The organism is Rhodanobacter sp. FW104-R8 (assembly GCF_001617365.1).
In the GTDB taxonomy this organism is placed as follows: domain Bacteria; phylum Pseudomonadota; class Gammaproteobacteria; order Xanthomonadales; family Rhodanobacteraceae; genus Rhodanobacter.
The window spans coordinates 39992-58148 of record NZ_LVJR01000010.1 but is presented as its reverse complement, the minus strand read 5'-3'; the positions used below and the strand labels follow the sequence as shown (position 1 = coordinate 58148).

Genomic DNA, 18157 nt, shown 5'->3' with positions numbered 1-18157 from the left:
GCGCTCCAAACACTGCAAAAGTGTGATGGAGGCCACGGAATATACGCGTAACACAACACGGATATGTGAAGAGGCAGACGATGGTCGCCGCTGCTCGTCCGTGCATCGGGCGTGCCTTACGGCGTGCAGCGGGCGGTCGGTGCGATCGCAGGGATTTGCGCCGTCGCCGTTCAACCCAGAAACAGGTCCGGCAGCAGCGGCGCGCCCGGCTGCACGGCATAGCGCTCGAAATCGTCTACGCCGGCCTCGCGCAGGATCTCCTCGTCGATGGCGAAATGGCCGGTGTAGCCGCGCGCCGGGCGGGTCAGGATGGCGTGGGCGGCATCGCCCACGATCTCCGGCTTGCGGCAGTGCTCGGCCTTCACGCCATCGATCATGCCGATCGCCGCGGTGGCGATCACCGTGCGCGGCCACAGCGCGTTCACCGCGATGCCCAGCGGCGCGAACTCCGGGCTCATGCCCAGCACGCACAGGCTCATACCCATCTTGGCGATGGTGTAGGCGGTATGCGGCGCGAACCATTTCGGATCGAGGCTGGGCGGCGGCGACAGCATCAGCACGTGCGGATTGGCCGCCTTTTTCAGGTACGGCAGGCAGGCCTGGGTGACCAGGAAGGTGCCACGGGTGTTGACCTGCTGCATCAGGTCGAAGCGCTTCATCGGCGTGCCTTCGGTGCCGGCCAGCCAGATCGCGCTGGCGTTGTTGACGACGATGTCGATGCCGCCGAAACAGTCGGCCGCCTGCGCCGCGGCGGCCGCCACCTGGGCCTCCTCGCGGATGTCCACCTGCAGTGCCAGCGCCTTGCCGCCGGCCGCCTCGACCGCCGCCGCCGCGGTGTGGATGGTGCCGGGCAGCTTCGGGTTCGGCACGCCGCTCTTGGCCGCGATCACGATGTTGGCGCCGTCGCGCGCGGCACGCAGCGCGATCGCCAGGCCGATGCCGCGCGAGGCACCGCTGATGAACAAGGTCTTGCCGGCAAGGTCGGCCATGCGCGTCGCTCCATCGGAAATGCGATCTAGTGTAGAACCCGCCGCCGGTTCACGGCTTCTGGAAACGCGGCAGGATGTCGCGCAACTCGGCCAGCCGCTGCACCGGATCATCCAGTTCGAGCATGCGCTGCTGTTCGCCGGGATCCAGCGGCAGCAGCTCGGCCAGCCGGAAACCCAGCCAGCTGGCATCGTCGTAGGCGCTGCGCGGCGCTGCGCGCCATTGCGGCGCCATCGTCTCGATCAGCCGCTCCAGGATGGTCTGCAGCAAGGCGAACTCCACCGGCACCGGCTGCTCCGGCTCGTCCGGCCAGATCTCCACGTCGCCGCGCAGCAGGCCGTCGGAACGCGCCCGGCTGCGCGCCACGCGAAAACGCGAACCGCCTTCGGCGACGATGCCGAGCAGGCCGTCGTCATCGCGATGGAAATCGCTGATCCGCGCGATCGTGCCGATCGCCGCCGGCACGGCCGGGCCGCCCACTTCCTGGCCCTGCAGGATCAGGCACACGCCGAAGCCGGTGCCGTGGCGCGTGCATTCGCGCACCAGGTCGAGATAGCGCGGCTCGAAGATGCGCAGCTGCAGCCGGCCGCCGGGAAACAGCACGGAGGCCAGCGGAAACAGCGGCATCTCGACGAGCGGCGACTGGGACAAGGCAACCATGCGACGAGTGTACCCAGAGCCGGTGTCCCGGTCTGCCGCGGCCGGCTCAGGCCTGCCGCAGGCTCTCCACGAAACGGCGCGGCGCCGCCTCGAAACCGCCGTTGGACATGAAGATCACCTGGTCGCCCGCTCGTGCCTGCGCACGCAGTGCGGCGATCAGCGCATCGACCGTGGGTGCCGTGCTCCCGCGACAACCGAGGGCATCGGTGACCCGATGAGCATCCCACGGCAGTTCCGCCCGATGCAGGAACACCACCGCATCGGCGTCGGCCAGCGAGGGCGCCAGCGCCTCGGCGTGCGCGCCCTGGCGCATCGAGTTGGAGCGCGGCTCCAGTGCCACCAGGATGCGCGCCGCGCCGACCTTCGCGCGGAGACCGGCCAGGGTGGTGGCGATCGCGGTGGGGTGATGGGCGAAGTCGTCGTACACGCGCACGCCGTTCACCTCGCCGACCAGTTCCATCCGCCGCTTCACGCTTTCGAACGTGGCGAACGCGGGCAGCAAGGCTTGCGGATCGGCGCTGGCGGCCGCCGCCGCGGCGAGCGCGGCCAGCGCGTTCATCACGCTGTGGTGGCCGAGCAGCGACCAGCGCACTTCGCCGATTCGCTCGCCGGCGCGGTGCACGGTGAACGCCGAGCCGTCCGCCTCGACCAGCGTGGCCTGCCAGTCGCCGCGGCCGATGCCGAAGGTTTCCACCGGCGTCCAACAGCCCATCGCCAGCACCTCGGCGAGCCGCTGGTCGTGCGCGTTGACGATCAGCCGGCCGTTGCCCGGCACGGTGCGCACCAGGTGGTGGAACTGGCGCTGGATCGCGGCCACGTCGGGAAAGATGTCCGCGTGGTCGTATTCGAGGTTGTTGAGGATCGCGATGCGCGGACGGTAGTGCACGAACTTCGAGCGCTTGTCGAAGAACGCGGTGTCGTACTCGTCCGCTTCAATAACGAATGGCGCAGAAACGGGGTCAGAGTCAGTTTTCTGCGCTGCCTGGTTTTCACCGTGCCGTACGGAAAACTGACTCTGACCCCGTTTCTTCCCCCCCAACCTGGCGGAGACGCCGAAATTTCCCGGCACGCCGCCGATCAGGAAGCCGGGTGCCATGCCGGCGCTTTCCAGCAGGTGCGCCAGCAGGCTGGTGGTGGTGGTCTTGCCGTGGGTACCGGCCACCGCCAGCACGTCGCGCCCGGCCAGCACCGCCTCGCCCAGCCACTGCGGGCCGGAGGTGTAGCGCAGGCGCGCATCGAGCATGTACTCGACGGCCGGATTGCCGCGCGTCATCGCGTTGCCCACCACCACCAGGTCGGGCGCCGGTTGCAGGTGCCCGGCGGTGTAGCCGCTCATCAGGGCGATGCCGAGCGCCTCGAGCTGGGTGCTCATCGGCGGATAGACGTTGGCGTCGGAACCCTCCACCGCCAGCCCCAGCTCGCGCGCCAGCGCGGCCACGCCGCCCATGAAGGTGCCGCAGATGCCGAGGATGTGGAGCTTCACGTGGATGGGTTCCGTCGCGATGGGGAATGGGTCACGGGGCGTCGTGCGCATGTCGCCTGTAGCATGGCGATCATCGGCGCATCCACGTCGGCATGCCGCCCGGGGGAACAACCTTGACCATGGACGACTGCGTCTCGCGCATGCACGGCGTGCGCATGCTGCTCGGCGCCATCGGCGCCGCGCTGATCCTGTACGTCGCGTTCGTCGTGCGCCATGGCCAATACACGGTACGCGGAAAGCTGGTCGATCGTTCGGAGCAGCCGTTCTCGTTCTGGCTGGGCCTGCTGCTTCTGCTTGGCCTGGGCGCCCTGATACTCGCCGTGGCGGCAGGCGCCGTCGCCGATCCGATGCTCGACTGCGGATGAACCGCCGCGACCGCAGCCCTCCGCCGCTCCCGGTAAGCCGACGCGCTGGCGGGCAAGACCGGGGGCTCAGCCGTTCGCGGCGGCCGACTCGGCCTTGAGCGCGCGCTTCACCCGCGCGGTGACCTCGTCCAGCCCGCCCACGCCGTCCACCACCTGCAACTTGCCGCGCCTGGCGTAGAAATCCGCCACGGGCGCGGTCTGTTCGGCATAAACCTTGAGGCGGTCGCGCACCACGGCCGGGTCGTCGTCCTTGCGATGCTCGGCGGCGTAGCGGATCTCGCAGCGGCCGATGATCACCTCGTTCGGCACCTCCAGCTTCACCACCGCATCCAGCGGTTGGCCGAGCCTGGCCAGCAGGTGGTCGAGCGCGTCGGCCTGGGCCAGGTTGCGCGGGTAGCCGTCGAGGATGAAGCCGGCCTTCGCGTCGGCCTGGGCGAGGCGCTCTTCCAGCATGCCGAGCAGGATGTCGTCGGAAACCAGCTGGCCGGCGTCCATCACCGCCTTGGCCTTGAGCCCCATCGCGGTGCCGGCGGCCACCGCGGCGCGCAGCATGTCGCCGGTCGAGATGTGTGGAACACCCAGCGCCGTCTTCAGCCGGGTCGCCTGCGTACCTTTGCCCGAGCCGGGCGCACCAAGTAGGACGAGTCGCATAATGCTCCACAAGTTCGACGGGCCGCCGCACGCTGCAGCAACCCGCCCGATGCACAGAGTTGTACGTCAAATTAGCCGCTGCACCGGATGTCGTCAAACAGAGACCTTCGTCGCACCCAACCAAGTGCTTGTTGCAGAAAAGATTTATCGACATCGCCGCCACGCTTCCCCTGCCCGATGGAGGATCCCATGAGCCCGAGCCGCCGTTCGCCCGCCCTCACCGGCAACCTGCTGTACGCCCAGTCCGGCGGCGTCACCGCGGTGATCAACGCCACCGCCGCCGGCGTGATCGAGGCCGCCCGCGGCAAGGGCGTGAAGGTGTACGCCGCGCGCAACGGCATCCTCGGCGCGCTGCGCGAGGAGCTGATCGACACCTCGAAGGAACCGGCCGCCGCGATTGCCGCGCTTCGCCACACCCCCGGCGGCGCGTTCGGCTCGTGCCGCTACAAGCTGAAGTCGCTGGAGGAGAACCGCGCCGAGTACGAGCGGCTGATCGAGGTGTTCCGCGCCCACGACATCCGCTGGTTCCTCTACAACGGCGGCAACGACTCGGCCGACACCGCGCTGAAGATCTCGCAGCTGGGCAAGGCGCTTGGCTACGACATCCGCTGCATCGGCGTGCCGAAGACGGTGGACAACGACCTCGCCGTCACCGACTGCTGCCCCGGCTTCGGCTCGGTGGCGAAATACACCGCGATCTCCACCCTGGAGGCCAGCCTCGACGTGGCTTCGATGGCCGAGACCTCGACCAAGGTGTTCATCCTCGAGGTGATGGGCCGCCATGCCGGCTGGATCGCCGCGGCCGCCGGCCTGGCCGGTGAAGGCGCGGACGCGCCACCGCACATCATCCTGTTCCCCGAGAACGCGTTCGACGAGGCGGCGTTCCTGGCGAAAGTGAAAGCCACCGTCGAGCGAGTGGGCTGGTGCACCGTGGTCGCCTCCGAAGGCGTGCGCAATGCGGCCGGCCAGTTCCTCGCCGAAGCCGGCACACGCGATGCGTTCGGGCACGCCCAACTCGGCGGCGTGGCGCCGGTGCTGGCGGCGCTGGTGAAGGAAAAGCTCGGCTACAAGTACCACTGGGCGCTGCCCGACTACCTGCAGCGCTCGGCGCGGCATGCCGCCTCGCAGGTCGATGCCGAGCAGGCCTGGGCGGTGGGCCGCGCCGCGGTCGACTACGCGCTGGCCGGGATGAACGCCGTGATGCCGGTGATCGTGCGCACCGCCGATGCGCCGTACCGCTGGAAGATCGAACCGGCCCCGCTGGCGAAGATCGCCAACCGCGAGAAGAAGATGCCGAAGGGCTTCATCAGCCGCGACGGCTTCGGCATCACCGCGGCGACACGCCGCTACCTGGCGCCGCTGATCCGCGGCGAGGCGCCGCTGCCCTACGGCAAGGACGGCCTGCCGCGCTACGTGCGGCTGAAAAACGCGGCCGTGGCGAAGTGTCTGGCCCCATTCCGGCGCTGAACCGCAGCGATGGCGTGACGCGTTTCACCGTGCCGAGCGCCGCCTGAAAACCGGGGTGGCCGCATCGGCTTGCGTTCAGCCGCATGTTCTTACGATCCCTCCTGCCCGGGTCGATCGCCGCGCCGTTGCGGCCACGACACCCACGGAGGAGCCCTGAGATGAAACTCTTCAGCCGCCTGCTCATTGCACTTGCCCTGCTCGCCACCGGCAGCCTCGCGCTGGCCGACCAGGGCGATCACGATCGCGGCCGCCGCGGCCAGGGCCATGGCTACGCCGACCATCGTCATGACGGCCGCCACGGCGACCACCGCCGATACGATCGCCGCTACGACGACCGCCGTTACGGCCATGGCAACGAGTATCCGCGCCTTGGCCACCATCCTCGCTGGCAACGCGGCCATCACTACTACGGCCCGACCTACGTGGTGCACGACTACGGCCATTACCGCCTGCGCCCGCCGCCGCGCGGCTACCACTGGGTGCGCGCCAACAACGACTACCTGCTGGTCGCGATCGCCACCGGCATCATCCTGGACGTCGCGCTGCGCTGAGTCCGCCGCGGCATGAACCGGCCGGGGCCATGCATGCGTGCATGGCCCTTTTTCCGTTGTGGGCCGCGGCGCTGCGCCGCACAACGGCTTGCGCCGCCACGTCTGCCTATACTCCCGGGGAGGGGACCGCCCGTTCCGGACGGCCACATACAACCCATGGGGAGGCTCCGATGCTGCAGCAGTATGGCTGGTGGATCGTCGTTGCATGTGCGGTGGTGGCGATTCTGTATGGCGCGTTCTCCGCGCGCTGGATTCTGGCGCAGTCGCCGGGCAACGAGCGGATGCAGGAAATTGCCGCGGCCATCCAGGAAGGCGCACGCGCCTACCTCAATCGCCAATACACCACCATCGGCCTGGTCGGCGTGGTGCTGTTGCTGCTGATCGGCTTCTTCCTCACCTGGGCGACCGCAGTCGGCTTCCTGATCGGCGCGGTCCTGTCCGGCGCGGCCGGCTACATCGGCATGAACGTATCGGTGCGCGCCAACGTGCGTACCGCGGAGGCGGCACGGCGCGGCCTGCGCGCGGCGATGGACGTGGCGTTCCGCGGCGGCGCGATCACCGGCATGCTGGTGGTGGGGCTGGCCCTGCTCGGTGTGGCCGGCTACTGGCTGATACTCGAGCGCATCGGCATCGGCGGCGAGACAGCGCTGCACGCGCTGGTCGGCCTGGCGTTCGGCAGCTCGCTGATCTCGATCTTCGCGCGCCTGGGCGGCGGCATCTTCACCAAGGGCGCCGACGTCGGCGCCGACCTGGTCGGCAAGGTCGAGGCTGGCATCCCCGAGGACGACCCGCGCAACCCGGCGGTGATCGCCGACAACGTGGGCGACAACGTGGGCGACTGCGCCGGCATGGCGGCCGACCTGTTCGAGACCTACGCGGTGACGGTGATCGCCACCATGCTGCTGGGCGGGCTGATGGTCGGCGAGGTGGGCCCCAACGCGGTGCTGTACCCGCTGCTGCTGGGCGGCGTGTCGATCATCGCCTCGATCGTCGGCACGCTGTTCGTCAAGGCGAAGGAAGACGGCTCGATCATGGGCGCGCTGTACAAGGGCGTGTTCGTCTCGGCGGTGCTCGCCGGCGCCGCGTTCCTTCCGATCACCATGCAGCTGATGCCCGGCTTCGGCCACGGCGCGATGAACCTGTGGGTGTGCTCGCTGATCGGCCTGGCGCTGACCGGCGCGATCGTGTGGATCACCGAGTTCTACACCGGCACGCAGTACAGCCCGGTGCAGCACATCGCCGCGGCGTCCACCACCGGCCACGGCACCAACATCATCGCCGGCCTGGGCGTGTCGATGAAATCCACCGCGATGCCGGTGGTGGTGATCTGCGCGGCGATCTGGGGCGCCTATGGTCTCGGTGGCCTGTACGGCATCGCGATCGCCGCCACCGCGATGCTGTCGATGGCCGGCATGATCGTGGCGCTGGACGCCTACGGCCCGATCACCGACAACGCCGGCGGCATCGCCGAGATGGCCGACCTGCCGCCGGAAGTGCGCGGCGTCACCGACCCGCTCGACGCGGTGGGCAACACCACCAAGGCGGTGACCAAGGGCTATGCGATCGGCTCGGCCGCACTGGCCGCGCTGGTGCTGTTCGCCGACTACACGCACAACCTGCAGGCCGCGCACCCGGGCGAGGTGTTCACCTTCGACCTGTCCGACCACATGGTGATCATCGGCCTGCTGATCGGCGGCCTGGTCCCCTACCTGTTCGGCGCGATGGCGATGGAAGCCGTGGGCCGCGCCGCCGGCGCGGTGGTGGAGGAAGTGCGCCGGCAGTTCCGCGACATCCCCGGCATCATGCAGGGCACCGCCAAGCCGGAGTATTCGCGCGCGGTGGACATGCTGACCCGCTCGGCGATCCGCGAGATGATCGCGCCGTCGCTGCTGCCGGTTGCCGTGCCGATCGTGGTCGGCCTGCTGCTGGGGCCGAAGGCGCTCGGCGGCGTGCTGATCGGCACCATCGTCACCGGCCTGTTCGTGGCGATCTCGATGACCACCGGCGGCGGCGCCTGGGACAACGCGAAGAAATACATCGAGGACGGCCACCACGGCGGCAAGGGTTCCGAGGCGCACAAGGCTGCGGTCACCGGCGACACCGTGGGCGACCCGTACAAGGACACCGCCGGCCCCGCGGTGAACCCGCTGATCAAGATCATCAACATCGTGGCACTGCTGCTGGTTCCGCTGCTGTAAGCCCGCGTCCGTGCTCACGAAGATCCCGCCCGCGTGGCGGGATCTTCGTTTCCGGCCCGCGCGCCTGACTTTAGCCACGGGCGACCCCGCGCCCGCAGCGTTACGCTCGGCGGACGGCGGGCCGTGCCCGCCCCATCCATCACGTCCACTCGCGCACAGGGGAACACACGATGAAATCGGTCTGGCTGATGCTGGCACTCGGCGTCACACTGGCGGGCATGAACGACACCCACGCCCGCGACACGACACCCCGTTCCACGCCCGAGGCCGCGCCGGCCGGCGACGACCCGTTCCTGTGGCTGGAGGACATCCGCAGCGCGCGCGCGCTGGACTGGGTGAAGCAGCAGAACGCGGCGACCGCGAAACAGTTCGTCGACAACGCCGAGTTCGCGCGCACCCGCGACGGCATCCTCGAGGTGCTCGATTCGGAGGCGCGCATTCCCTACGTCAACCGCATGGGCGGCCACCTGTACAACTTCTGGCGCGACAAGGCGCACCCGCGCGGCATCTGGCGGCGCACCACGCTGGCCGAGTACCGCAAGGCCGAGCCGGCGTGGGAGCTGCTGCTGGACATCGACGCGCTGAACAAGGCCGAGGACAAGCGCTGGGTGTTCAAAGGCGTGCAGTGCCTGAAGCCGGCGTTCGAGCACTGCCTGGTCTCGCTGTCGCCGGACGGCGGCGACGCGGTGGCCGTGCGCGAGTTCAGCATCCCGCACAAGGCGTTCGTGAAAGGCGGTTTCGAGCTGCCGGTGGCGAAGAGCCAGGTGGGCTGGATCGACGAAAACGCCATCTATGTCGGCACCGACTTCGGCCCCGGCTCGATGACCGAGTCGAGCTACCCGCGCATCGCCAAGGAATGGAAGCGCGGCACGCCGTTGGCAGCGGCAGCCACCGTGTACGAGGGCAAGCCGACCGACCTCGCGGTCGGCGCGTCGCACGACCGCACACCGGGCTACGAGCGCGACTTCGTCTCCGTCGCCAAGGACTTCTTCCACAGCGAGCTGTACCAGCGCATCGGCAACCAGCTGAGGCGCGTCGAGGTGCCGACCGATGCGAACGCCGACGCCCATCGCGAATGGCTGCTGGTGCAGACGCGCTCGCCGTGGACGGTCGGCGGCGACCGCTATCCGGCCGGCGCGCTGCTGGCGGCGAAGTTCGATGATTTCATGGCCGGCAAGCGCCGGTTCGCCGTGCTGTTCGCACCGGACGCGCATACCTCGCTGGACTCGTACGCCTGGACGAAGGGCCACCTGATCCTCAACCTGATGGACGACGTCAAGAGCCGGCTGGAAGTGCTGACCCCGCCGCAGATGGCCACGCCCGATGGCAGCTGGAAGCGCGAGGCGATGCCGGGCGCGCCGGCGATGAGCACGATCCGCGTGGTCGACACCGATCCCGACCACGGCGACGAATACTGGCTCGACGTCACCGGCTTCCTCGCCCCCTCGTCGCTGCAGCGCGGCGTGCTGGGCAGCGCGGCGGCCGGGACGGTCAAGCAGGCGCCGGCGTTCTTCGATGCCGCGAAGTTCGCGGTCAGCCAGCATTTCGTGAAGTCGAAGGACGGCACCCGCGTGCCGTACTTCGAGATCGCCCCGAAGGGCATCAGGCTCGATGGCTCCAACCGCACCTTGCTGTATGGCTACGGCGGCTTCGAAGTCTCGCTGCCGCCGCAGTACAGCGGCAGCGTCGGCCGCGCCTGGCTCGATCGCGGCGGCGTCTACGTGATCGCCAACATCCGCGGCGGCGGCGAATACGGCCCGCAGTGGCACCAGGCCGCGCTGAAGGCGAACCGCCCGCGTGCCTACGAGGACTTCGCCGCGGTAGCCGAGGACCTGGTCCGGCGCGGCGTCACCTCGGCGAAGCACCTCGGCGCCGAGGGCGGCAGCAACGGCGGCCTGCTGATGGGCAACATGCTCACGATGTACCCGCAGCTGTTCGGCGCGATCGCCTGCGAAGTGCCGCTGCTGGACATGAAGCGCTACATCCACCTGTCCGCCGGCGCCTCGTGGATGGCCGAATACGGCAATCCGGACAGCGCCGACTGGAACTTCATCAAGACCTTCTCGCCGTACCAGAACGTGATGAAGGACGCGCACTACCCACCGGTGCTGTTCTACACCGCCACCAGCGACGACCGCGTAGGTCCGGTGCAGGCACGCAAGATGGCCGCGCGGATGCAGGCGCAAGGCCACAAGAACGTGTGGTTTTACGAGAACCTCGAAGGCGGCCACGGCGCCGGCGCGGACAACCAGCAGTCTGCCCACATGCACGCGATGGCCTACGACTTCCTGTGGGACCAGTTGAAGTAGGACGATCCGTCGCTTCCACGCGGCACTCGCGAGCCGGTGCATGCCGGCTCGCGTCGTATGGAGGGGTGGTCTGAGAGCCTGTTCAAAGTCCCCGGATACCCCGCGCAGGGAGCTGTTTGCGGGCATGCGGAAAACAGACCCAGCCCGAAGGGTTGCGGGGCATCCTGGGGCTTTGAACAGGCTCTAAAGTAAGCTTTCATGATCCGTCACCCATCCTCCATCGCCATGCACCCACGCACCACGATCAGCCCCGAACTGCGCGAATGGATCCTCACCACGACCCGAGCCGGGCATGGTGTGCCGGACGTGCTGCGGCTGATGCGGGAGAACGGCTACGACCCGCGGCAGAGCCGCAGCATCGTCGCCGAGGTGCTGAAGCTGCCGCTGGCGGCACTGCACGCCAGCGCCACCAGGGGGTCCACACAGGGGCTGCGCACGAAACACCCCGAGGCGCCCGAAGTCTGCATCGACGGGCACAGCGTCGGCGTCTCGCTCAGCGTCAATGCGCCAGCGTTGCGGGTGCTGGAGAATCTCCTCAGCGGGCAGGAATGCGACGAACTGATCGAACTGGCGCGACCACGGCTGCAGCGCGCGCTCACCGTCGACAGCGAGGGCCGCCACCAGGTGGACCGGCGGCGCACCAGCGAGGGCATGTTCTTCGCCCCGAACGAAGTGCCGCTGGTCGGCCGCATCGAGAAGCGCCTGGCCGCCCTGCTCGGCGTGCCGGCGAGCCACGGCGAAGGGCTGCAGATCCTGCACTACCTGCCGGGCCAGGAATACGAGCCGCACTTCGACTGGTTCGACCCGGAACAGCCCGGCTACGAGGCGATCACCGCCGTCGGCGGGCAGCGCATCGCCAGCGTGGTGATGTACCTGAACACGCCCACGCAGGGCGGCGGCACGGCGTTCCCCGGGCTCGGCCTCACCGTCACCGCACGGCGTGGTACGGCCGTCTATTTCGCCTATGAAGGCGGCGACCGCAGCTCGCTGCACGCCGGCCTGCCAGTGCTTCAAGGCGAGAAGTGGATTGCCACCAAATGGCTGCGCGAGCGGCCCTACAAGAAGCCCGGGAAAGCCTGACCGCCGGCGCCGCCGATCCCCTCGCTGCTGCATCGCAGCAGCGTTTGGCGTATCCTTGCCAGCCTTCTTTTCCCCCTTCATCGCCAAGGACAGTCCATGGGTCTGCACCTCGTCTCCGCCGGCCGCAACGTGCCGGAAGAAATCAACGTCATCATCGAAATCCCCAAGGATGCCGAGCCGGTCAAGTACGAGGTGGAGAAGGAAAGCGGCGCGATCTTCGTGGACCGCATCCTGTCCACCCCGATGCGCTACCCGTGCAACTACGGCTACGTGCCGCGCACGTTGGGCGGCGACGGCGACCCGCTGGACGCGGTGGTGATCCTGCCGCTGCCGCTGGCCGTCGGCTCGGTGATCCGCTGCCATCCGGTTGGCATGCTGAAGATGACCGATGAGGCCGGCAGCGACGAGAAGCTGGTGGTGATCCCCTCACCCAAGGTGTTCCCCGGCTACGCGCACATCAACGACATGAAGGGCGTCTCGCCGCACTGGCTGGAGCGCATCGGCCACTTCTTCGAGCACTACAAGGACCTGGAGAAGGGCAAGTGGGTGAAGGTGGAGGGCTGGGTCGGCGCCGAGGAGGCTAAGGCCGAGATCCTGGCCGGCTTCCAACGCTACCAGGACGCCATCAGCGGCTGAGCCCGCCGCGGCGCGGGCCCCGCGCGCGGCACCTGGTTGCAGCACTGCACCAACCCCGCTTCGGCGGGGTTTGTCCGTTTCGGACAACCGCGCCCGGGCCAGGCGCGGGGCGTCGGACATGTCCAGACTATGCCCGCGCCCTCCACCCGCTGCGTGTGCCGGGCCACCGGCACCTCGGTGCCGCGGGCCGGATCTCGGCGGCGGGCGGGTCGCCGCCGTATCCTTGTTGTTCCATGGGAACGGGCCATTCGCCGGGCGCACTCCGCTGTCCGCGCAGGCCCCTTCCCAGCCTGCTGCCGGAGATGCCCCATGAAAGCCGTCGCCCTCACCCGCTACCTGCCGATCGACGACCCGCAGTCGCTGTTCGACGTCGAACTGCCGCAGCCGGTGCCCGGCGCACACGACCTGCTGGTGCGCGTGGAGGCGGTGTCGGTGAATCCGGTCGACACCAAGATCCGCTCGCCCAAGCCGCAGGTCGAGGCGCAGCCGAAGGTGCTCGGCTACGATGCCGCCGGCGTGGTCGATGCGGTCGGCGACTCGGCCGGCGGTTTCCGGCCCGGCGATCGCGTGTATTACGCCGGCGACGTCACCCGCCCCGGCAGCAACGCGCAGTTCCAGCTGGTCGACGCACGCCTGGTTGGCCATGCGCCGCGGTCGCTGGACCTGGCCGAGGCGGCGGCGTTGCCGCTGACCGCGGTGACCGCGTGGGAGCTGCTGTTCCAGCGCATGCCGTTCGACAGCGAACACGGCGGCGAAGGCAGGTCGCTGCTGGTGATCGGCGGCGCCGGCGGGGTGGGCTCGATCGCGATCCAGCTGGCGCGGCGCGCGGGCTTCACGGTGATCGCCACCGCCTCGCGCGTCGAGACCATCGACTGGTGCCGCACGATGGGCGCGCACCACGTGGTCGACCATCGCCACGCGCTGGCGCCGCAACTGGAGGCGCTGGGTTTCGGCCAGGTCGACGCAGTGCTCAACCTCGCCGACACCGACCACTACTGGGAGGCGATCGGCCGGCTGCTGGCGCCGCAGGGTCACGTCGGCCTGATCGTGGAGCCCGCCGGCGCGCTGAAGATCGGCGACCCGTACAAGGCCAAGTGCATCGGCATCCACTGGGAGTTCATGTTCGCGCGGCCGCGCTTCCGCACCGCCGACATGGCCGAGCAGGGCCGCATCCTCGAACGGGTCGCCGGCCTGATCGACGCCGGCGAGCTGCGCGGCACGCGCACCGAAACGCTGGCGCCGATCAATGCGGCGAACCTGCGCGAGGCGCACCGCCGGCTGGAATCGGGCCGCACGATCGGCAAGCTGGTGCTGGCCGGCTGGTGAGGCGCCGCCGCACGATCAGCCGCGCTTGCCCACGGCTTTCCTGGCGGGCGACGGCTTGGCCGGCTCGCCCTTCTTGCCGAGCTGTTCCAGCAGCGTGTTCATGTCCTCGGCGTGCTCCTCCTCCATCGCCAGGATGCCCTCCAGCATGCGGCGGGTGGTGGGATCGTCGCTGCCGATGTAGTCGATCATCTCGCGGTAGCTGTCGATCGCGATGCGTTCGGCCACCAGATCCTCCTTGATCATGTCGACCAGGTCGTCGCCTTCCGCATAGTCGGCATGGCTGCGGCTGAGCAGGCCTTCCGGCGACAGGTTCGGCTTGCCGTCGAGCTGGGTGATCCGCTCGGCAATCAGGTCGGCGTGGCCCTGCTCCTCGTTCGCGTGCTGCAGGAACTCGCCCTTGATCGCCTGCGAGTTGATGCCCGAAGCCATGTAGTAGTGGTACTTGTAGCGCAGCACGCAGACGATCTCGGTCGCCAATGCATGGTTGAGCAGCTTGACCACGGTGGCGCGGTCGGCGCTGTAGCCCGCCGTCATCGCGCCCTTGTCGATGTCCTTGCGCGCGCGTTTGCGGATGTTCTCGATGTCGCTGACGAACGGCTTGCTCTTGGCCATGGCTGGCTCCTCTGGACGGCATGGTTTTCCAGCCTAGGCAGGCACGCGAAAAAGCCAGGTGAAGAAGGCTTCACCCGGCTTCGCCGGCAACGCCGCTTCACGCGCCCGCTCAGGTGCGGCGATAGACCTCGGCGCCCTGCGCGCGGAACTCGGCCGCCTTCTCCGCCATGCCCTCGTCGATCGCCGCGAACGCCTCCACGCCATGTTCGGCGGCGTAGTCGCGCACGTCCTGGGTGATCTTCATCGAGCAGAACTTGGGGCCGCACATCGAGCAGAAGTGCGCGCTCTTGTGCGCGTCCTTCGGCAGCGTCTCGTCGTGGAACTCCTGCGCCTTCTCCGGATCGAGGCCGAGGTTGAACTGATCGTCCCAGCGGAACTCGAAGCGCGCCTTGCTGAGCGCGTTGTCGCGCACCTGCGCGCCGGGATGGCCCTTGGCCAGGTCCGCCGCGTGCGCGGCGATCTTGTAGGCGATGATGCCGTCGCGCACGTCCTGCTTGTTCGGCAGGCCGAGATGTTCCTTCGGCGTCACGTAGCAGAGCATCGCGGTGCCGAACCAGCCGATCATCGCCGCGCCGATCGCGCTGGTGATGTGGTCGTAGCCCGGCGCGATGTCGGTGGTGAGCGGGCCCAGCGTGTAGAACGGCGCCTCGCCGCACTTCTCCAACTGGCGGTCCATGTTCTCCTTGATCAGCTGCATCGGCACGTGGCCGGGGCCTTCGATCATGGTCTGCACGTCGTGCTTCCACGCGAGTTGCGTCAGCTCGCCCAGCGTGTCCAGCTCGCCGAACTGCGCGGCGTCGTTGGCATCCGCGATGCAACCCGGGCGCAGGCCGTCGCCGAGGCTGAAGGACACGTCGTACGCCTTCATGATCTCGCAGATGTCCTCGAAGTGCGTGTAGAGGAAATTCTCCTTGTGGTGCGCCAGGCACCACTTGGCCATGATCGAGCCGCCGCGCGAGACGATGCCGGTGACGCGCTTGGCGGTGAGCGGCACGAAGCGCAGCAAGACGCCGGCGTGGATGGTGAAGTAGTCGACTCCTTGCTCGGCCTGCTCAAGCAGCGTGTCGCGGAACAGCTCCCAGCTGAGTTCCTCGGCCACGCCGCCGACCTTCTCCAGCGCCTGGTAGATCGGCACCGTGCCGATCGGCACCGGCGCGTTGCGCAGGATCCATTCGCGCGTCTCGTGGATGTGCTTGCCGGTGGAGAGATCCATCACCGTGTCGCCGCCCCAGCGGATCGACCACACCATCTTCTCGACCTCCTCGGCGATCGAGGAAGTCACCGCGCTATTGCCGATGTTCGCGTTGATCTTGGTGAGGAAGTTGCGGCCGATGATCATCGGCTCGCTTTCCGGGTGGTTGATGTTGGCCGGGATGATGGCGCGGCCGCGCGCCACCTCGTCGCGCACGAATTCCGGCGTGATCAGCCTCGGCAGCGAGGCGCCGAAGGATTGCCCGGGATGCTGCATGCGCAGCGCGCTGTCGCCCAGCGCCTCGACACGCTGGTTCTCGCGGATCGCGATGTATTCCATCTCCGGCGTCACGATGCCGCGGCGCGCATAGTGCATCTGGGTGACGTTGGCGCCGGCCTTGGCGCGGCGCGGCACGGGCAGCCGCGGGAAGCGGATCGCCGCCAGTTCCGGCGCGGCGGCGTGGCGGCGGCCGAATTCGGAACTGCGGCCACCCAGCACTTCGCTGTCGCCGCGTTCGGCGATCCACGCGGCGCGCAGCGGCGGCAGACCGGCGACCAGGTCGACACGATGGTTGGGGTCGGTATACGGGCCGGACGTGTCGTAGAGGGTGATCGGCGGATTCTTCTCCACGCCGAACATCGCCGGCGTGTCGGCCTGGCCGATTTCGCGCAGCGGCACGCGCAGGTCGGGCCGGCTGCCCGGCACGTGGATCTTGCGCGAACCGGGGATCGGCCGCACGACGGACTCGGAAAGTTCCTGCGCGGCGCGCGCAAGGTCGAAGGGCTGGGCATTCATCGGCATGGCTCCGGCATTCACCTGCGTCCCCTGCGGGGACGCGCTTTGTTGAGGGTCCGCGCAAGGACGTGCAGGTCCTTGCGAGGAATTCGCATGAGCAACAAAGCGGCGGTGCCGGACGCACGAGGGCGGATGTCGTGCGACGAAGCTCCCTACACCGGTACTAGCCGGATCAGGTTCGAAGGGACTCTCTCAGCCGACCGTGGTCGGCACCCCCGCTTCAGAACAGCACCATTCAAGCACGAAGCAGGGGTTGCAGGCGAGCGCCGCTCAACGCGGCAGGTAGGCGCGCAGGAACGTCTCGACGCCGGCGCGTGCCGTCGCCTCGATTTCCTCGACGTAGTTGTCGGTGCAGCCGGTGCAACCGAACATCTGGCGCATCATCAGGTTGCCCTTGATCAGGGTCAGGAACTGCACGCTGGCGCGCGGCACGTCGTCGATGTCCAGCCGGCCGGCGTCAACCGCCTGCTGCAGCAGGCGTTCCATCAGGCCATGCGTCCGCGTCGCGCCTTCCTCCCACATCAGCTTGCCGTAGCGAGGGTTGCCCTGCCGGCAATCGCTGAGGATGGCGCGGAACGTGCCCACGGTCTCGGCGTTGCAGTCCAGGTGGGCATGGGTCAGCGCCACCCGCATCAGCACTTCACGGATGTCGGTCTTCGGATCGAAGGAGTAGGTCTCCTCCGGCAGCAGGTCCTGGATGCGCGAACGGATCACTTCGCGGAACAGGTTGTCCTTGTCGCCGAAGTGGCTGTACACGGTGAGCTTGGACACGCCTGCATCGGCGGCGATCGCATCCATGCTGGTGCCGGCAAAGGCGTTGCGGATGAACAGCGCCTTGGCCGCCGCCAGGATCGCCGCACGCTTCTCCATGTCCTTGGGGCGACCGGGCCCCTGGGATTTGATTTGCGTGCTGCTGCTCATGCCTCCACCTTCACAAACGGATGTCCAAGCTTTATTATACGCATCGGTTCAATTATTTTCCAGAAGAGCGCCATCCCATGTCCCGATGCCTGTCGCGCCCGTGCCCGCACCGGGTGACGGCATCGGCCCATCGCGATGACTTCCGGCACTTCGTAGGCCCGCCGGCAACCGGCAGGCTTGCCGCGTCGAAGGTGTCATTGTAGGGCCGGGCGCCAGCGCTTATCCTTTTTGACCTTTTTCGATCCGTACGGGACACGAGCAGATGGCGATGAATATCGAGCAGGCGCGGCTGAACATGGTGGAAAACCAGGTGCGCCCGTGGGAAGTACTGGACGGCCGCGTGCTGGACGTGCTCGGCCGCGTGCGCCGCGAAAATTTCGTTGCTGCCGAGCACCGCCAGCTTGCCTTCGCCGACCTGTGCCTGCCGCTGGGCCACGGCGAGGTGATGATGAAGCCGGTGGTGGAGGGCCGCGTGCTGCAGGCGCTGGAATTGCTGCCCACCGACAGCGTGCTGGAAATCGGCACCGGCTCGGGCTTCCTCACCGCCTGCCTGGCCAGCCTGTCGGCCCGGGTGAGCAGCGTCGACATCCATGCCGATTTCACCGCTGCCGCCACCCGGCGCCTGCAGGATGCGGGCATCGCCAACGCCAGCCTGGCCACCGGCGAGGCGGTCAACGAATGGCAACCCGACGGTCTGTTCGACGCGCTGGTGGTGACCGGTGCGGTATACGCGATCCCGCCACGCTGGCTGGCCTGGCTCAAGCCCGGTGCCCGCGCGCTGGTCATCCGCGGCGAGTCGCCGGCGCAGCAGGCCACCTTGCTGACCCACGAGGGCGCCGGCCGCTGCCGCGAAGAAACCCTGTTCGAAACCGACCTCCCCTACCTGACCCACGCCGAGCCGCCGCGACGGTTCGTGTTCTGACT

Annotated in this window: 16 protein-coding genes and 1 riboswitch; of the genes, 9 read left to right on the top strand and 7 right to left on the bottom strand. The window is 68.4% G+C overall.

Annotation, left to right across the window (positions count from 1 at the left end):
- Positions 1 to 170 precede the first annotated feature (170 nt).
- Genes RHOFW104R8_RS02360 through mpl form a run of 3 tightly spaced genes read right to left on the bottom strand, consistent with a single transcriptional unit; the run spans position 171 to position 3130 of the window.
- The gene (locus RHOFW104R8_RS02360) at positions 171 to 989 is read right to left on the bottom strand and encodes an NAD(P)-dependent oxidoreductase (protein ID WP_068092021.1); all 819 of its coding nucleotides are present in this window, start codon (positions 987 to 989) and stop codon (positions 171 to 173) included.
- Positions 990 to 1038: 49 nt separating this feature from the next.
- Positions 1039 to 1647 carry an LON peptidase substrate-binding domain-containing protein gene (locus RHOFW104R8_RS02355; protein ID WP_068092024.1) on the bottom strand — a complete coding sequence of 203 codons (609 nt, stop codon included), beginning with the start codon at positions 1645 to 1647 and terminating at the stop codon, positions 1039 to 1041.
- A gap of 46 nt (positions 1648 to 1693) precedes the next feature.
- The gene (gene mpl, locus RHOFW104R8_RS02350; protein ID WP_068092027.1) at positions 1694 to 3130 is read right to left on the bottom strand and encodes a UDP-N-acetylmuramate:L-alanyl-gamma-D-glutamyl-meso-diaminopimelate ligase; all 1437 of its coding nucleotides are present in this window, start codon (positions 3128 to 3130) and stop codon (positions 1694 to 1696) included.
- 119 nt (positions 3131 to 3249) lie between these two features.
- Here mpl and RHOFW104R8_RS02345 point away from each other — a divergent pair, with 119 nt between their 5' ends.
- Positions 3250 to 3495, top strand: a complete 246-nt coding sequence (locus RHOFW104R8_RS02345) for a hypothetical protein (RefSeq protein WP_068092030.1) — start codon at positions 3250 to 3252, stop codon at positions 3493 to 3495.
- A 66-nt stretch (positions 3496 to 3561) separates the two neighbouring features.
- Here RHOFW104R8_RS02345 and RHOFW104R8_RS02340 read toward each other — a convergent pair whose 3' ends face one another.
- Positions 3562 to 4146: an adenylate kinase gene (locus RHOFW104R8_RS02340; RefSeq protein WP_068092034.1), complete on the bottom strand. Its 585-nt coding sequence runs from the start codon at positions 4144 to 4146 to the stop codon at positions 3562 to 3564.
- A 189-nt stretch (positions 4147 to 4335) separates the two neighbouring features.
- On the opposite strand from RHOFW104R8_RS02340, the gene RHOFW104R8_RS02335 reads away from it, so the two are divergent.
- The 7 genes from RHOFW104R8_RS02335 (at position 4336) to RHOFW104R8_RS02305 (ending at position 13713) form a co-directional block, all read left to right on the top strand.
- Positions 4336 to 5613, top strand: a complete 1278-nt coding sequence (locus RHOFW104R8_RS02335; protein WP_068092321.1) for a 6-phosphofructokinase — start codon at positions 4336 to 4338, stop codon at positions 5611 to 5613.
- Between the two features lie 158 nt (positions 5614 to 5771).
- On the top strand, positions 5772 to 6164 hold the full coding sequence (locus RHOFW104R8_RS02330; RefSeq protein ID WP_068092037.1) for an RcnB family protein: 393 nt from the start codon (positions 5772 to 5774) through the stop codon (positions 6162 to 6164).
- A gap of 170 nt (positions 6165 to 6334) precedes the next feature.
- A complete protein-coding gene (locus tag RHOFW104R8_RS02325) occupies positions 6335 to 8362 on the top strand; it encodes a sodium-translocating pyrophosphatase (RefSeq protein WP_068092040.1) in 2028 nt (675 codons plus the stop codon).
- Between the two features lie 170 nt (positions 8363 to 8532).
- Entirely contained in the window at positions 8533 to 10671 is a 2139-nt protein-coding gene (locus RHOFW104R8_RS02320; RefSeq protein WP_068092043.1) for a prolyl oligopeptidase family protein, read from the top strand.
- 225 nt (positions 10672 to 10896) lie between these two features.
- On the top strand, positions 10897 to 11751 hold the full coding sequence (locus RHOFW104R8_RS02315; protein WP_068092046.1) for a 2OG-Fe(II) oxygenase: 855 nt from the start codon (positions 10897 to 10899) through the stop codon (positions 11749 to 11751).
- Between the two features lie 96 nt (positions 11752 to 11847).
- A complete protein-coding gene (gene ppa, locus RHOFW104R8_RS02310; protein WP_068092049.1) occupies positions 11848 to 12387 on the top strand; it encodes an inorganic diphosphatase in 540 nt (179 codons plus the stop codon).
- A gap of 309 nt (positions 12388 to 12696) precedes the next feature.
- On the top strand, positions 12697 to 13713 hold the full coding sequence (locus tag RHOFW104R8_RS02305) for a zinc-binding alcohol dehydrogenase family protein (RefSeq protein WP_068092052.1): 1017 nt from the start codon (positions 12697 to 12699) through the stop codon (positions 13711 to 13713).
- Between the two features lie 15 nt (positions 13714 to 13728).
- Here RHOFW104R8_RS02305 and RHOFW104R8_RS02300 read toward each other — a convergent pair whose 3' ends face one another.
- The 3 genes from RHOFW104R8_RS02300 to RHOFW104R8_RS02290 all read right to left on the bottom strand — a co-directional run bounded on the left by RHOFW104R8_RS02300 (position 13729) and on the right by RHOFW104R8_RS02290 (position 17233).
- A complete protein-coding gene (locus tag RHOFW104R8_RS02300) occupies positions 13729 to 14325 on the bottom strand; it encodes a bacterioferritin (protein WP_068092056.1) in 597 nt (198 codons plus the stop codon).
- Positions 14326 to 14434: 109 nt separating this feature from the next.
- Positions 14435 to 16312: a phosphomethylpyrimidine synthase ThiC gene (gene thiC, locus RHOFW104R8_RS02295; protein WP_068092059.1), complete on the bottom strand. Its 1878-nt coding sequence runs from the start codon at positions 16310 to 16312 to the stop codon at positions 14435 to 14437.
- A 132-nt stretch (positions 16313 to 16444) separates the two neighbouring features.
- A riboswitch (TPP riboswitch) is annotated at positions 16445 to 16539 on the bottom strand.
- Positions 16540 to 16582: 43 nt separating this feature from the next.
- On the bottom strand, positions 16583 to 17233 hold the full coding sequence (locus RHOFW104R8_RS02290; RefSeq protein WP_068092062.1) for a TetR/AcrR family transcriptional regulator: 651 nt from the start codon (positions 17231 to 17233) through the stop codon (positions 16583 to 16585).
- 262 nt (positions 17234 to 17495) lie between these two features.
- Between RHOFW104R8_RS02290 and RHOFW104R8_RS02285 the strand changes: the two genes are divergently transcribed.
- Positions 17496 to 18155, top strand: a complete 660-nt coding sequence (locus RHOFW104R8_RS02285) for a protein-L-isoaspartate O-methyltransferase (RefSeq protein WP_068092065.1) — start codon at positions 17496 to 17498, stop codon at positions 18153 to 18155.
- Positions 18156 to 18157 lie beyond the last annotated feature (2 nt).

Coding starts and splice junctions, on each gene's coding strand:
- RHOFW104R8_RS02360 (WP_068092021.1), bottom strand. CDS start 989: ATGGCCGACCTTGCCGGCAAGACCTTGTTCATCAGCGGTGCCTCGCGC.
- RHOFW104R8_RS02355 (WP_068092024.1), bottom strand. CDS start 1,647: ATGGTTGCCTTGTCCCAGTCGCCGCTCGTCGAGATGCCGCTGTTTCCG.
- RHOFW104R8_RS02345 (WP_068092030.1), top strand. CDS start 3,250: ATGGACGACTGCGTCTCGCGCATGCACGGCGTGCGCATGCTGCTCGGC.
- RHOFW104R8_RS02340 (WP_068092034.1), bottom strand. CDS start 4,146: ATGCGACTCGTCCTACTTGGTGCGCCCGGCTCGGGCAAAGGTACGCAG.
- RHOFW104R8_RS02335 (WP_068092321.1), top strand. CDS start 4,336: ATGAGCCCGAGCCGCCGTTCGCCCGCCCTCACCGGCAACCTGCTGTAC.
- RHOFW104R8_RS02330 (WP_068092037.1), top strand. CDS start 5,772: ATGAAACTCTTCAGCCGCCTGCTCATTGCACTTGCCCTGCTCGCCACC.
- RHOFW104R8_RS02325 (WP_068092040.1), top strand. CDS start 6,335: ATGCTGCAGCAGTATGGCTGGTGGATCGTCGTTGCATGTGCGGTGGTG.
- RHOFW104R8_RS02320 (WP_068092043.1), top strand. CDS start 8,533: ATGAAATCGGTCTGGCTGATGCTGGCACTCGGCGTCACACTGGCGGGC.
- RHOFW104R8_RS02315 (WP_068092046.1), top strand. CDS start 10,897: ATGCACCCACGCACCACGATCAGCCCCGAACTGCGCGAATGGATCCTC.
- ppa (WP_068092049.1), top strand. CDS start 11,848: ATGGGTCTGCACCTCGTCTCCGCCGGCCGCAACGTGCCGGAAGAAATC.
- RHOFW104R8_RS02305 (WP_068092052.1), top strand. CDS start 12,697: ATGAAAGCCGTCGCCCTCACCCGCTACCTGCCGATCGACGACCCGCAG.
- RHOFW104R8_RS02300 (WP_068092056.1), bottom strand. CDS start 14,325: ATGGCCAAGAGCAAGCCGTTCGTCAGCGACATCGAGAACATCCGCAAA.
- thiC (WP_068092059.1), bottom strand. CDS start 16,312: ATGAATGCCCAGCCCTTCGACCTTGCGCGCGCCGCGCAGGAACTTTCC.
- RHOFW104R8_RS02290 (WP_068092062.1), bottom strand. CDS start 17,233: ATGAGCAGCAGCACGCAAATCAAATCCCAGGGGCCCGGTCGCCCCAAG.
- RHOFW104R8_RS02285 (WP_068092065.1), top strand. CDS start 17,496: ATGGCGATGAATATCGAGCAGGCGCGGCTGAACATGGTGGAAAACCAG.